Source organism: Selenomonas sp. FC4001, from assembly GCF_000701565.1.
Classification (GTDB): domain Bacteria; phylum Bacillota; class Negativicutes; order Selenomonadales; family Selenomonadaceae; genus Selenomonas_A; species Selenomonas_A ruminantium_B.
This window is the reverse complement of the sequence record NZ_KL370794.1, coordinates 60,641-74,856: the sequence shown is the minus strand read 5'-3', so window position 1 is coordinate 74,856 and position 14,216 is coordinate 60,641. Positions and strand designations below refer to the sequence as shown.

The window sequence follows — 14,216 nt, the reverse complement described above, 5'->3', positions numbered from 1 at the left end:
AAGAAAATACCTGCCAGCAAGCAGCAGGTACTATCCTTAGTAAACTCAGTTTTCTTCGAGCGTGAGTTCGATTTCCGTACCGGCTGTCACCCCTGCGGTATCCGAAGTAATGACGATATCGCCCGTCTGCAGTCCGGAAATGATTTCAATATAGTGACCATCGGTTACGCCCGTCTTCACATCCCGGAATCCGAGGCGCCCATCTGCTTCCATCACAGCCACTCGGTCATGGCTCTCATCGGTAAAAGCCGCTACGGGCACAGCCAGACACTTGCGGGTCGTCCCGGCATACAACCGCAGTTTCCGATAGGCCCCCGGCTCCAACAGGCCCACGCGGTTATCCACCTTCCAGATTACCTGCCGCACCGTTGCCGGTTCGCCAAGGCCCGGAGTTATCCTCGTTACCATGGCGGAGAAAACCTGGTCTTCCCCCAGATTGCCCGTGGAATAATTCGCTCCATAGGACTTGGGCAGAGCTTCGCCCCCCAGCACAGCGGTAGCGCCACCGGCGATGGTCATATTGATGGTCTTCCCCAGCTCCATGCGTCTGGCCTCCTCATCCACGACAGGAGCCGAAAAATAAAGTTTGCTGAAATCTCCCACCAAAGCCACGGGAGTCCCCGCCGTCACATAAGCCCCTTCGCTCTGATAGAGACGCAAGACTTCCCCATCAATCGAAGAAAGCACCATCTGCCGGGACTGGCGCATCAAAAGCTGCTCCCGCTTGGCTTCGTTGTTGGCAAGTCTTGCCTGGGCAGCCTTGTAAGCCGCCGCCGCTTCATCAAACTTTTCCAGAGAAATCGCATTGGATTCCACGAGCTGACTGTAACGGTTATAGGAGTTGCGCGTCTTAACGAGTTGGGCTTCCGCTTCCAGTATATCGCTGTCGGCCTGCTTGATTTTGAGTGGAATGTCCTCATCCACCAACTGCATGATGGGCTTGCCTGCCGTCACCATATCGTGTTTCTCCACCAACACCTGATTGACCCGGCCATTTTCCCTGGCTATCACGTCGGTCATATCATCACAGTAGAGATTCACCAGTTCCAGTTCCACGTAAGGCTGTATCTCCCTTTCCGTGACGACTGCACCATTCAGCGGCAGGCGCAGGCTTTCCATACGCTGCTCAATCTCGCTTTCCCCACGCTGATTCAGATACACGCCGTAACCTAATAGCCCCACAATCAGCGTGATGATAATGCCCACACCCAAATAAAAATAAATTTTCATATAAAAACCCCAAACTCCCCAAAAAAATTTGTAAATCCTTGTAATTTCCAGCCTGCTCACTCGTATGTTATAATAGAACTAAGATATAGATAGGAGTGATACATATGGGTATTGAACGCGAACTTCAAGAAACGGATTTTTCCCGTTTCAGCAAAGTCAAAGGCAATCTCAAGGAACACCTCCATGAGATACGGGCTCAAAAGCGGGAACTGTCCTGGGATGAACTGGATAATCTCGCCGCTGCAGGCGGACCTAATCCCCATAAGCCCATTAATAAGTAAACCATACAAATATACTAATTCAACAGCAAACACCCTAATACCTGCAAAAAGCTGACAAGTCAAATTGACCTGTCAGCTTTTGTAGTTATAAGATTAAAGGTGCCAAATCCAGATATAGATGTTGGCTATGATAATGGTGAGAAGCATCACGGGGAAGGCCACCTTCATAAAGCCAATGAAGGAAATCTGCTTGCCGTGCTGAGCAGCCAAAGAGGCCACAACCACGTTGGCAGAAGCACCGATAAGGGTACCATTTCCTCCCAGGCAGGCCCCCAAGGCCAGGCTCCACCACATGGGTTCCAGATTTGAAAGGCCCATCTGGCCCATATCCTGAATCAGAGGAATCAACGTAGCCACAAAGGGAATGTTATCGATAAAGGCAGAAGCAAAGGCACTCATCCAGAGAATCAGCATGGCCGTCATGGGCACATTGCCGTTGGTAATCGTCAGAGCTTCAGCTGCCATGGCCTTGATAACGCCCGTTTCCACCAGCGCACCGACCAGAACGAACAGACCGGCAAAGAAGAAGATAGCCAGCCATTCCACCTTGGAAAGGACCTTGGCAATCATGGCTTCATTGCGGGTATAGGTGATGAGCAACAGGAGGCCTGCACCAGTCAGAGCCGCCGTTGCCGTTTCCAGTCCCAGAGCACCATGCAGGGTAAACAGCGTAATGGTAATGAAGATAACCGCCAGACATTTTTTCAGCAGCGCCTTGTCGGCAATCTGACTCTTGGCGTTGAGGCGCATTACCTTGTCCTGCAATTCCGGCGTGGTCTTGAGCTTGCTGCCGTAGAGTGCTACAAGCACGCCCTGCACGACGATGAAGATAGCAACCGATACCAGCGTCATGTTCTGAATGAAGTCCATAAAGCTCAAGCCCACGGCGCTGCCAATCATGATGTTTGGCGGGTCACCGATAAGGGTGGCCGTGCCGCCGATATTGGAGGAGATAATCTGTGCCATCAGGTAAGGCTTTACATCCACTTTGAGCTGGGAAGTAATGCTGAAGGTGATGGGCACTGTCAAAAGCACCGTGGTCACATTATCGAGCAGGGCCGAGCACACAGCCGTAATGGCCGAGAGTGCTACGAGCAGGGCCACAGGCCTTGCCTTGACCTTTTTTGCAGCCCAGATAGCCAGGAAGTTAAAAAGTCCTGTCTCACTGGTAATATTGACGATAATCATCATGCCCATGAGAAGGCCCAATGTATTAAAGTCAATGTGGTGAATGGCGGTTTCCTGGTTGATGATGCCAAAGAGAATCATCAGCATGGCACCGAAGATACCCACGATGGTGCGGTGTACCTTCTCGGAAATAATCAAGGCATAGGCCGCCACAAAGATAACAATAGCAATCATTGTGCTGCTTTCCAAAGTACGTTCACTTCTTTCTTGACGAGTAGATTATTTGTTCTTTTCCTTGGCCCAGCTGTCACGGAGTCCAACCACCCGGTTGAACACCAGCTTATCCGGCGTGGTATCCGTATCGATTACGAAGTAACCCGTGCGCAGGAACTGATAATGCTTGCCTGCGGCCTGGAGCTTCACGCTGGGTTCTACCCAGGCGTTATCGATAACTTCCAAGGAATTTTTATTGAGTGCACCGATAAAGTCAGCGGGCAGGTTCCCGTTTTCATCGGTTTCCAGCAAATAATCATAGAGCCGTACTTCGGCAGGCACAGCCGTCTTGGCAGCTACCCAATGGATGGTGCCCTTAATCTTGCGGCTGGCCGTAGCACCACCGGTCTTGGATTCGAGGTCTGCCGTGCAGTGCAGTTCCACCACATTGCCAGCCTCATCCTTGATGACCTCATCGCATTTGATGATATAGGCGTGCTTCAAGCGGACTTCTCCGCCCGGTTTCAGACGGAAGAACTTCTTGGGCGCTTCTTCCATAAAGTCTTCCTGTTCGATGTAAAGTTCACGGGAGAACGGAATAAAGCGATGACCGCCATGCATGGGGTTATTGTCCCCCAGCAGCCATTCTTCCTTATCCTCGGGGTAATTGGTGATAATGACCTTCAGCGGACGTAGCACTGCCATAATGCGGTCAGCGTTTTCGTTTAGGTCCGAGCGCACACAGGATTCGAGCATCGCCACATCGACGAGGCTGTTGCCCTTGGCCACGCCGATTTCCTCGCAGAACTTGCGCAGGGCAGCCGGCGTAAAACCACGGCGGCGCAGGCCGGAAATGGTCGGCATACGCGGGTCATCCCAACCGCGCACATGGCCTTCTTCCACGAGCTGGCGCAGCTTGCGCTTGCTGGTCACGGTATTCGTGAGGTTCAGGCGGGCAAACTCAATCTGGCGCGGACGGGTGTTGGCGTCAAAGCCGAGATTTTCGAGCAGCCAGTCATAGAACGGACGATGTTCCTCAAATTCAAGCGTGCAGACGGAGTGCGTAATGCCCTCAATGGCATCGGACAGCGGATGGGCAAAGTCGTACATCGGATAGATGCACCACTTGTCGCCCGTGCGGTGATGATGGGCATGGGCAATGCGGTAGATAACCGTGTCGCGCATAACCATGTTCGGCGAAGCCATGTCGATTTTGGCACGGAGTACCTTTTCCCCATCGGCAAATTCGCCGGCCTTCATGCGGGCGAACAGGTCGAGGTTTTCCTCCACACTGCGGTTGCGGTACGGGCTTTCCTTGCCCGGTTCCGTCAGCGTGCCGCGGTATTCCTTGATTTCCTCAGCCGTCAAATCGTCAACGTAAGCCAGGCCCTTCTTGATGAGCTCCACGGCATAATCGTAAAGCTTATCGAAGTAGTCAGAAGCATAGTACATGCGGTTCTGCCAGGAAAAGCCCAGCCAGCGGATATCCTCCTGAATGGAGTCCACATATTCCGTGTCTTCCTTGGTGGGATTGGTATCATCAAAACGCAGATTGCACAGACCATGGTTGTACTCAGCCAGACCAAAGTTCAGGCAAATGGACTTGGCGTGGCCGATATGCAGATAACCATTTGGTTCCGGTGGAAAACGGGTATGGATTCCCTCGGTGTACTTACCGTTCTTCTGGTCTTCCTCAATCGCATTCTGCACAAAGTTCGTGGCGATTGTCGTGTTTTCTGCCATTACATTCTCTCCTTTATATACGCAGACACATCATCCGGTGCTGCACATTTCTCTTCTATATATTTCCACAGGCGCTTCACGCCGATATCGACACCTTCCTGCTCCGGCAGATGGTCGATAACCGTCTGGATATAACCACGTTCCACCATCTTTTGAAGCGTCCAGGCAAAGTTTACATCATAAACCCAAAGCAGGCGCACCAGCTTGCGGTCGCCATGCGTCCGCAGCTGACGGTAATCCGCCTGCTCGCCGTTCTTAAAAGCCTCGATAAAATCCGGGCTGATGAACTGACCGGCATCGGAACGAATAAATTTAGGCGCATCGTCTGCCTTCTCGGGGTCCAGATAAGGCAGCAGCACCCGATAGATATCCAATTTATCCGCATCCCGCAGCAGCTTGGCAAACAGAAGCTTCCGTCCTGCCGCCTCGGCAGGAATTTCCTTCTTATTATGATACTTTATGGCATAGCGAACCAGTTCGGCATCTTCCGCCGATAAATCCGCCATATAGGGCATTTCCTCGGCCAATACCTTGAGTCCCAAATCCGCGTGGTCTTCCGACTGGGCATCGTTAAAGGTCTTGTAGATGCTGTACTGCCGGAAACGGCCCACATCATGGAACAGGCCCATGATTTCCGCCAGCTGCACATCGTGCTCACTGAGCGCTAAATGCTGTGCCAATTCGCGGGCAATGGCCGTGACGTAGCCTGTATGATTCATCTTGATGCGGATGCCCTGCATGACCTCTTCGTCATCGGTGACGAATTGATTCATGTAGCCATCCATCCAGGCGTGCATTTTCTTCAGTAATTCTTTCAATATTACAGCCTTCTTTACAATTCTGCTTCATAACAAAGTACAGTTTATTATACTACGAAGGCACTTCTCACGCAATATTTACCAAAATCCCCAAAGCCTGCAATTCCCGCCGGATATCGGCCAGCGCTTCCTCATCCGGCACCCGCACCGTATGAATGTGAATCCCTCCAGTCACGACGAGCAGCGGATTGGCCTGGCACTTTTTCATCTTGGTGAGGAAATTCTTGACATCCCGGCGGCTCTCCAGAAACAAATCGCTCTTAATCGGGCCATAGACCGGATGCTCCACAATTACATCCAACACAGCACCGCCATTATCCACGATGGCATTGAGCTCCGCTTCCATATCCTCTGCAGAATGCTGACAGACGAGTGTAATCTTTTTCTGACTTGGTTCATCCTCGGGCAGGATATACCCCCGGGGAGTCGCAAAAATCTTTGCGCCCTCCGCCCGCAGAATGCTTACATCTCCGACGATAATCTGACGGCTGACGCCGAGTTCCCGGGAAAGGCGCGTACCGGTCAGGGGCGAAGTGGCTGCCTGCAAACGGCGCAGGACTTCCGCCCGCCGTTCCTCTGTGGTCATAGAAATCCCCTCCTTTTTGGATAACAAAAAAAGCTGCCTTGCGGCAGCTTAAATTTCAAATGGTGGGCGATAACAGGATCGAACTGCTGACATCCTGCTTGTAAGGCAGGCGCTCTCCCAGCTGAGCTAATCGCCCGAAATGGTGACGCGTATGGGATTCGAACCCATGAAGCCGCCGTGAAAGGGCGGTGTCTTAACCACTTGACCAACGCGCCATGGCTCCCCGAGCAGGATTCGAACCTGCGACATATGGATTAACAGTCCACCGTTCTACCGGCTGAACTATCGGGGAATGCCGTGGTGTGTCTCACCAACGAAAATTATTATACGACATCTTTTCAGAGATTGCAACCCCTTTTTTGAAAAAAATTTATTTTTTTTTAGGATTTTTTTAGAACCTCTCAAAATAGCCATTCAGATAGGCGCTGATGCCATCTTCGTCACTCGTCAGCGTCACATCTTTGGCCGCTTCTTTCACCACATCCGGAGCATTGCCCATGGCCACGCTTTGCCCCGTGTATTCCAGCATGGGAATGTCGTTGTAGCTGTCGCCAAAGGAAAGGGCCTCCTCCACCGTCAGGCCGTAATGCTTTAACAGCACGGCAATTCCCCCCGCTTTGGAGACGCAGCCGGACATGATTTCGAGCAAAATGGATGAGGAACGCACGACCTGAAACGCAGGATAATTTTCCCGGAAATAATTTTCTGCCGCCACGCAGTCCTCCGGTTCAGCCATCAGGAGAATCTTGTGGGGATAAATACCCTCGTCCAGCAGCTTCGCAAAATCTGCATTCTCGGCTGTGGCCGAGGTAATATCCATTTCCCGCTGCACCCGCTTGTCCGTCCTGTCTTTTACATACCACTTATTATCCGTATAGAAGTTGGCCGTAATCTGGGGAAATTTCTCCGCCAGTTCCTGCAGCAGCTGCCGCGTGAGCATTTTCTCCATCTTGGTGCTGGCCAATGTCTTGCCTTCCCTGTCTAAGACCAAAGCTCCGCTATAACTGATTATGGGCATCTTCACGTCCAGCTCATCCGTAATGGGATAAATGGCCGCCGGCATCCGCGCCGACACCAGCACGAAAGGAATATCCTTCTGCGCCAGTTTCTGCACAGCCACCTTGCTTTGACATGTCACCTTATGTTGACTTGTCAATAAAGTGCCATCAATATCCGAAAAAACGATTTTCGTTCTGCAATCCGTCATCATCATTACCTCTTTCCCCATGTCAGTCCCTGTTGTTGCTTTCATTATAGCCAGTGCTCCAAAGCACTACAAGATATTTCTGTTCGTTTTCTGTGTGTTTTTCACAGTTTTTCGCATCTTTTGTGCGATTATCATGTTATAATCGTTAACATAACAGAAAACAAACATTTTGACATGTCAAATATGGAGGTAATTATGAATTCCCGTGAACGCCGTAACTTTCTCCTGCAGGAATTGCAGGAGGCTAAAGCCGTCTATGTCCGCGAACTGGCCCAACGGCTCGCAGTTTCCGATATGACCATCCGCCGGGATTTACACCGGCTGGCCGATATGAATATCGTCACACTCGTTCATGGCGGTGCTGTCCTCAATGAAGGCACCGCCGCCCTGGCTAACGTCAGCGCCCGTTCATTGCGCATGACCAAGGAGAAGAATGCCATTGCCGAATTCTGCGCTGGACTCATTAAGGAAGGCAACGCCATTTACCTCGACACTGGCTCGACCAATATCGAAATCGCCGAGGAATTAAAAAATCGGCAAAATATCGCGGTACTCTCCCACTCATTGCCGATTCACAATATTCTCTCTGTCAATGACAAACTGCAGCTCATCGCCATGCCCGGTTTCTACCGCAGTTCCCCGCATGGATTTTTTGGTGACCTGACCTGCCGCATGATAAAAAACTTCCGCATCGACATCGCCTTCCTGGGCATCTGCTCCATCGACGCCAGCGGCATCATGTCCCCGGACTTCGACGATCAAGCCGTAAAGCTCGCCCTGTTAGAACGCGCCAACAAAAAAGTCGTAGTCTTTGACCATACGAAAATCCATCACCTGTCCTTCATACAGGTCTGCGCCCTCAAAGACATCGACATGCTGGTCACCGATAAGCAGGCCGATAAAGACTTCCTAACCGCCGCCCAAAAGCAGGGCGTAGAAATCGTGCAGGTGTAACGGAACCTTTGAAATCACCAGGCATGTTTGCCAGTATTCAACAGGTTATCAATATCAGCATAGGCATTCTCAATAGCTTCTGTATGATACACCCAATAATTGTCATATATCTTCTTGGTCAGTCCTTTGCTGTCCCATTCAGCCAAAACTTCACCAGTCTTGCGATTCTTATAGGCCGCATAGAATTCCAGCAGGTACATGAAAAATTTCATTTCCTCCGGCATATCACTCACCTCGAATATATACAGACTTGCGTGGGTCACCAGTAATCTGCTCTGCTTCCCAGATTTCCAAAATTGCTCCGGCACCAAAATCCGTCATGCCGCAAGCCTCATTTTCCAACATTTCATGGGTCTTGGATTGCACAAACTTCTGCAATGCCTCCATATAGCTATAGCCATACTTCTCCACCAGCATATTGACCACAGCTTCATTGTAATAATCCAAAATATCGGGGTCGAGCCGCTTCATAACTGCTTCGCCTCCTTAAAGACCAATAAATCCAACGCTTTCTCTGTACGAAACAGATATTGGTCTTTTAACTTCTGTGGCAATAACAGTTTAATCGCCACATCTTCAGGAAAATAACCCTTCAAATAATTGTTGACCGTGCGGATAGCTTGGTCATTGGCCACAGGCCCAACCACCATATCATAATCATCCGCAGGTGGATTTCCAGTGCGGTGAGCCGTTATATACCGCAGCCAATCTCTATCCGGTCTGACAAAAGCCAGTACCTTCACTCTATCCACATAATCATCGCTAATTTCAAAAACAGATATCGTTGCTACGCCTTCCTCACGACGAGCACTCGTCCTAACCGCCCACTTCCGTGCCTGCTCAAAGTCACTGGTCATATAAAAGCCTGCGCCAAAATCTAAATATCTTTGCGATTTCAATATCTTAGGTTCACGAACTACAATATTGCTTCCATGATATAATAACACTTCTTACGCACATCCTTAAACTTTACTGCATAACGGTTATACTTCATCTCCTGGTATCGGTGTTGTTTTGGTATTGCCATTGCTAACTTTATACAATGTCAATTTCACATCACTATACCTAATACCATCGTCATCTTCTATCTGTACCAATTCAAAAGGTTGTGACTTCGAGCCATCCTTCGGAATAGAATCATCTTCATAAAGCGTCCTATACCTAACTTCATAGTTCCCCGGTGTCAATTCTTCCGCTGTAAATTTACTTCCCTTACCTATATTAAATGCTCTAACAGGATAAGGTTCCTTAACATCTAAATACCATACGCGAACATAAACCGGATAATCATTTCTTGTATTATCTATTGTCAGTCTACATATACCATCATAATTTAACTGTTTTTCTTCTTGTACATAGCCTGTTATAACATTTTGTTTTGGTTTCGGAGTGTAGCTCGGTGGAGGAACAGGTTTCTTCTTTGCTTTTTCTTCACTTGTTGTCTCTTTTGTTTTCTCTGTTTCCGCCACTGGCTGTGGATTTGTTGGTGGATTACTATCTCTAAATATATAAAACAAAATGAAAATGCATCCTAATACCGCCAACCCTCTTTTGATAAAACTAAAAAACTCTCTTTTCTGAGCCTTTCGGCGAGATTCTTTTATTCGCTCAAAAGATTTAACAAAATCTATATATACTGCTGCTGATTCTGGTATATATTTAGCAGCCTTACACACATAATTATATGCATTTTCCCAATCATCACTCCACGAATACGCAATAGCTATCTTCCAATAAGCTATCCCCACATTCGTTGCTAGGATTTGTGTATCCCCCTTGTTATCTTTTATATGCGTCAAATATTTTGCTATTGTACTTTCAAATTGTCTTGCAATACCATCGCTTACAGCCTTGTTTGTTTTTCCATATCCATCTAAATAATTAATACTCTTCTCTATACGTTCTATTGTATTGGTACAAATCTCATATACCGTTTGCTTTATATTTTCTTTCCCACTATCCTGCTCGTAAGACTTTACACTGTCTTTGCCGTTTTGTCTTCTAACAACCTCTAGTTCCACATCATACTTCTTACGTTTATCTACATTTGACAAAACTTGATACGCTTCATTTAACTCCTGCATCTTTGCATTTGCCGTATGATAATCTAATACGGTTGTGTCTGGATGATATTTTTTCGCTAAAGTTTGATAAGCTCGCTTAATTACTTCCTGTGATGCCTTTGGGTGAACTTCCAATATCTCATAATAATCCTTTATCATTCCCCCACACCTCGCCTTTCACATTACTGTTACATAGACTTAACAACATCATCCACCACTTTGCGTCTTACCAATGAACAATTTTCATTCCCTATAGTTATTCCGCTCAGAGTATTAAAGATATTTTATGTGTGGAAAACCAAGCAGGGCAGGCGGGGATAGCTGGCTGAAGCGTTGGCGGAGAGCGTTAAGAACGGATTTTTTGCCATACCGCTGTTCTATCGTTGAAAGTCTACTGTTTGAGCGTAGCGAGTTTTGACTTTCAACGATACTTAATTAAGGGCAAAAAATCTGTTCAGCTCCCCGGCATTGCGAAAGACAGGTATCCCCGCCTGCCCTGCGCCTTTTGTCACGCCCCCCAGTCATGGTAATTATATTCTATCCCGCTTGACATCTTCAGCGATGAGTTCTTCGAGCCGTCCTACGGTCATATCTTTTTCAGAATAAACCGTAATACCGTGTTTCTGCAGGAGCGCCGTGGTTACTCCCTGGCCTTTGACTTTTTTGCCGTCGAAGTTGCCGCTATGGATTTTCTTGACGCCGCAGGAGGGGCTGCCTTCTTTGAGAATGGCGACTTTCGCATTATAGGCTTCGGCGATTTTGAGCACCTTGTCGGCACCCGTCAGCAGGTACTGGGTGGTATCCATGCCGTTTTCGTCCATAGCCCGCGCTTTGCCCGCGAGGACTTTCTTGCCCGTACCGCCCTGAATCTCCATGGCGGGCCTTGGGCAGGGCAGCATGGCGAAACATTCGGGACATACGGCGATAAAGCGACCCCGTTCATTGTATTTTAACAACAGCTCATGGGTGTTGGCACCCCCGCTGAATTTAACCTTATGACCCAGCAAGCAGGCACTGACCAAAATCATCTTCGATACCCCTTTCTCCCAAACACACACATATTTATACCCAATTTCTTCGCCAAGGACTCCAAAGAATCCTCTTTTAATTCCTGTCCGGCAGCCAAAGGAATTGCGGCACAGGTGCGGGCATCATCCATGGCATTATGATGATGGAAATCAATATGCAGATGCGTGCCCACGGTATCCAGCTTGTGATTCTCCAAAAACGGCCATGCCTTGCGGGCGATAGCCACCGTATCGCAGTAGGCAAAATCCGGTGTCGGCAGGCCTTCATCTGCAAGACACGCACTTAAAACACCCATATCAAATTTTGCATTATGCGCCACCACGATTTTCCCTTCGAGATGGCTTTTAAGTTCCGGCCAGATTTCGGCAAAGGTCGGCGCATTTTTTGTGTCGTTCGGCGTAATGCCATGAATCTGTATATTGAAGTAATTGTACTTATTCATGGGCGGCTGAATCAGCGAGTAGTATACATCCTTCATTCTGCCATCTTCCACCGCCGTCACCGCCACACTGCAGGCTGAGTTACGGCAGCCCGTGGCCGTTTCAAAGTCAATGGCCGCAAAGTTCATCATAAATCAATCGTTCCTTCTTTTCTTGCTTATATAACTTTCATCAATCGAATTACAAACGGACAAATCCACCTGAGCGTAGGCCCAGGTGGATTCCCCATTATTTATTCAATTACCGCTTAGCGCTTGCTTTTCAGATATTCGTCAATAGCAGCAGCTGCCTTGCGGCCTGCGCCCATGGCGAGAATTACCGTAGCGGCACCCGTTACGATATCGCCGCCGGCAAATACGCCCGGTTTGGACGTTGCCCCAGTTTCCTCGTCAGCAGCGATATTGCCGCGCTTCGTCGTGTCAAGGCCCGGCGTGGTCTGGGAAATAATCGGATTGGGGCCGGTACCGATGGATACGATAACCGTTTCCACATCCAAATCAAACTCAGAACCAGCCACAGCTACCGGGCGGCGGCGGCCGGATTCATCAGGCTCACCGAGTTCCATCTTGATGCAGCGCATGCCACTCACCCAGCCGTTTTCATCCCCAAGAATTTCCACCGGGTTGTTGAGGAGCTTAAATTCAATGCCTTCCTCTTTGGCATGTTCCACTTCTTCCTTACGGGCAGGCAGTTCTGCCTCGCTGCGGCGATAGACGATATAGACCTTTTCCGCGCCCAGACGCAGCGCCGTGCGGGCAGCATCCATAGCCACGTTGCCGCCGCCGATAACGGCGACCTTCTTGCCAATCTTAATCGGCGTAGCGTATTCCGGGAACTTGTACGCCTTCATGAGGTTGCAGCGCGTCAGGAATTCATTGGCAGAATAAACGCCGCTGAGGCTTTCGCCCGGAATGCCCTGGAAACGCGGCAGACCAGCACCCGTGCCGATGAATACCGCATCAAAGCCTTCTTCTTCCATGAGCTCGTCCACCGTGAACAGGCGGCCGGCTACGGAGTTGAGTTCAAACTTCACGCCGAGTTTGGCGATGTTGTCGATTTCCTTCTTCACGACATCATCTTTCGGCAGACGGAATTCAGGAATGCCGTAGGACAGCACGCCGCCCGCCTTGTGCAGGGCCTCAAATACCGTTACCTTGTAACCCTTCTTGGCCAAATCGCCGGCACAGGACAAGCCGGAGGGGCCGGAGCCGATCACGGCTACCTTCTGTGCATCTTCGGCGTATTCAATGGGCTTTACTTCTTCATTCTTGGCCATATAGCGGTCTGCTACATAGCGCTCCAAACGGCCAATGCCGACGGATTCGCCCTTCTTGGCCAATACGCAGTATTTTTCGCACTGGTTTTCCTGCGGGCAAACACGGCCACAGACAGCGGGCAGCGCGTTGGCTTCCTTGATTTTTTCAATGGCGCCGTCAAAATCGCGCTCTTTAATCTTGCCGATAAATTCCGGAATATCTACGGACACCGGGCATCCCTTGCGGCACTGGGGCACTTTGCAGTGCAGGCAGCGTTCCGCTTCGGCTACTGCCGTTTCCTCATCGTAGCCCAAAGCTACTTCATCAAAGTTATGGGCGCGAACCTTGGGGTCCTGCACCGGCATTTCATGTTTCTTCAAAGACAAAGCCATCGTTTATTTCCTCCCCAAACCAATGCGGCAAATATGGTCCTTTTCCTCAGCCTCCATATCGCGGTACATGCGCTGGCGGCTCATGAGTTCGGGGAAATCTACCTTGTGTGCATCAAATTCCGGGCCATCTACGCAGGCAAACTTCGTTTCGTCGCCTACGGTTACACGGCAGCCGCCGCACATACCCGTGCCGTCTACCATGATGGGGTTCAGGCTGACCACCGTCGGAATGCCAAGCTCACGCGTAGCATCGGCCACGCTCTTCATCATGATGACCGGGCCGATAGCCGTAATCTGGGCAATCTTTTCGCCGCGGTTCACAAGTTCCTGCACGGCATAGGTGACAAAGCCCTTGATGCCACGGGAACCATCGTCAGTCGTAATCAGGATTTCATCCGTTACCTCGGACATTTCCTTTTCCATAATCAGGATGTCCTTGGTCTTGGCCCCCATGATGGCGATAACCTTGTTGCCTGCTTCCTTCATCGCACGGGCAATCGGGAACGTCGGTGCCACACCGATACCACCGCCTACGACAACAACCGTGCCATCAAACTTCTTGATTTCGGACGGCTGTCCCAAAGGACCGGCAAAATCCACAATGCTGTCACCGGCTTCTTTTGCAGCCAGCGCCATCGTGGAGGCACCGATTACCTGGAATACGATGTTGATGATGCCTTTTTCGCGGTCAAAGTTCGCAATGGTCAGAGGAATTCTCTCACCTTCCTCGTCCACCCGCAGAATGATGAACTGGCCAGCCAGACATTTCTTGGCCACACGCGGGGCTTCGATATCCATGGAGAAGACGCTGGGAGACAGCTCTTCCTTTTTCAGAATCTTAAACATGATTCACTCTCCTAAATACACACAATAAAA

The 14,216-nt window shown here is 49.7% G+C and carries 16 protein-coding genes and 3 tRNA genes; 2 read left to right on the top strand and 17 right to left on the bottom strand.

Annotated features, from left to right (window positions below):
- Window positions 1-45 precede the first annotated feature (45 nt).
- On the bottom strand, window positions 46-1,230 hold the full coding sequence (locus T320_RS13320; protein ID WP_037356866.1) for an efflux RND transporter periplasmic adaptor subunit: 1,185 nt from the start codon (window positions 1,228-1,230) through the stop codon (window positions 46-48).
- A 104-nt stretch (window positions 1,231-1,334) separates the two neighbouring features.
- Between T320_RS13320 and T320_RS14750 the strand changes: the two genes are divergently transcribed.
- Window positions 1,335-1,511, top strand: a complete 177-nt coding sequence (locus T320_RS14750) for a hypothetical protein (protein WP_156032859.1) — start codon at window positions 1,335-1,337, stop codon at window positions 1,509-1,511.
- 93 nt (window positions 1,512-1,604) lie between these two features.
- On the opposite strand, the gene T320_RS13315 is transcribed toward T320_RS14750, so the two are convergent.
- The 8 genes from T320_RS13315 to T320_RS13280 form a co-directional block, all read right to left on the bottom strand.
- Window positions 1,605-2,873, bottom strand: coding sequence for an ArsB/NhaD family transporter (locus tag T320_RS13315; protein WP_037356862.1), 1,269 nt, complete (start codon window positions 2,871-2,873; stop codon window positions 1,605-1,607).
- A 45-nt stretch (window positions 2,874-2,918) separates the two neighbouring features.
- Entirely contained in the window at window positions 2,919-4,595 is a 1,677-nt protein-coding gene (locus tag T320_RS13310; protein ID WP_037356859.1) for a glutamine--tRNA ligase/YqeY domain fusion protein, read from the bottom strand.
- Complete coding sequence (locus T320_RS13305) at window positions 4,595-5,413, bottom strand: HD domain-containing protein (RefSeq protein ID WP_037356856.1); 819 nt, start codon at window positions 5,411-5,413, stop codon at window positions 4,595-4,597. The genes T320_RS13310 and T320_RS13305 overlap by 1 nt, the downstream gene beginning before the upstream one ends.
- A 67-nt stretch (window positions 5,414-5,480) precedes the next feature.
- Window positions 5,481-5,999, bottom strand: coding sequence for a transcription repressor NadR (locus tag T320_RS13300; RefSeq protein WP_026760085.1), 519 nt, complete (start codon window positions 5,997-5,999; stop codon window positions 5,481-5,483).
- Window positions 6,000-6,059: 60 nt separating this feature from the next.
- Window positions 6,060-6,135: transfer RNA gene (locus tag T320_RS13295), tRNA-Val, on the bottom strand.
- A 4-nt stretch (window positions 6,136-6,139) separates the two neighbouring features.
- Window positions 6,140-6,214, bottom strand: a tRNA-Glu gene (locus T320_RS13290).
- A 1-nt stretch (window position 6,215) separates the two neighbouring features.
- A tRNA-Asn gene (locus T320_RS13285) sits at window positions 6,216-6,291 on the bottom strand.
- Between the two features lie 99 nt (window positions 6,292-6,390).
- A complete protein-coding gene (locus tag T320_RS13280; protein WP_231465907.1) occupies window positions 6,391-7,227 on the bottom strand; it encodes an HAD family hydrolase in 837 nt (278 codons plus the stop codon).
- A 174-nt stretch (window positions 7,228-7,401) separates the two neighbouring features.
- Between T320_RS13280 and T320_RS13275 the strand changes: the two genes are divergently transcribed.
- Complete coding sequence (locus tag T320_RS13275; protein ID WP_037356850.1) at window positions 7,402-8,160, top strand: DeoR/GlpR family DNA-binding transcription regulator; 759 nt, start codon at window positions 7,402-7,404, stop codon at window positions 8,158-8,160.
- A gap of 14 nt (window positions 8,161-8,174) precedes the next feature.
- Here the strand turns inward: T320_RS13275 and T320_RS13270 are convergent, their stop codons facing one another.
- The 8 genes from T320_RS13270 to T320_RS13235 form a co-directional block, all read right to left on the bottom strand.
- The gene (locus T320_RS13270; RefSeq protein WP_037356848.1) at window positions 8,175-8,384 is read right to left on the bottom strand and encodes a DUF3791 domain-containing protein; all 210 of its coding nucleotides are present in this window, start codon (window positions 8,382-8,384) and stop codon (window positions 8,175-8,177) included.
- Between the two features lies 1 nt (window position 8,385).
- On the bottom strand, window positions 8,386-8,631 hold the full coding sequence (locus T320_RS13265) for a hypothetical protein (protein WP_026760081.1): 246 nt from the start codon (window positions 8,629-8,631) through the stop codon (window positions 8,386-8,388).
- On the bottom strand, window positions 8,628-9,107 hold the full coding sequence (locus T320_RS13260) for a DUF3990 domain-containing protein (RefSeq protein ID WP_037356845.1): 480 nt from the start codon (window positions 9,105-9,107) through the stop codon (window positions 8,628-8,630). Before T320_RS13260 ends, T320_RS13265 begins: the two co-directional genes overlap by 4 nt.
- Before the next feature lie 36 nt (window positions 9,108-9,143).
- The gene (locus T320_RS14125) at window positions 9,144-10,382 is read right to left on the bottom strand and encodes a J domain-containing protein (protein ID WP_051608831.1); all 1,239 of its coding nucleotides are present in this window, start codon (window positions 10,380-10,382) and stop codon (window positions 9,144-9,146) included.
- A 371-nt stretch (window positions 10,383-10,753) separates the two neighbouring features.
- Complete coding sequence (locus tag T320_RS13250) at window positions 10,754-11,251, bottom strand: 2-thiouracil desulfurase family protein (protein WP_037356842.1); 498 nt, start codon at window positions 11,249-11,251, stop codon at window positions 10,754-10,756.
- The gene (locus T320_RS13245) at window positions 11,248-11,823 is read right to left on the bottom strand and encodes a 3'-5' exonuclease (RefSeq protein ID WP_081824845.1); all 576 of its coding nucleotides are present in this window, start codon (window positions 11,821-11,823) and stop codon (window positions 11,248-11,250) included. The genes T320_RS13250 and T320_RS13245 overlap by 4 nt, the downstream gene beginning before the upstream one ends.
- A gap of 116 nt (window positions 11,824-11,939) precedes the next feature.
- The gene (gene gltA / locus T320_RS13240; protein WP_037356838.1) at window positions 11,940-13,340 is read right to left on the bottom strand and encodes an NADPH-dependent glutamate synthase; all 1,401 of its coding nucleotides are present in this window, start codon (window positions 13,338-13,340) and stop codon (window positions 11,940-11,942) included.
- Between the two features lie 3 nt (window positions 13,341-13,343).
- Entirely contained in the window at window positions 13,344-14,186 is an 843-nt protein-coding gene (locus tag T320_RS13235; RefSeq protein ID WP_026760076.1) for a sulfide/dihydroorotate dehydrogenase-like FAD/NAD-binding protein, read from the bottom strand.
- Window positions 14,187-14,216: the final 30 nt, after the last annotated feature.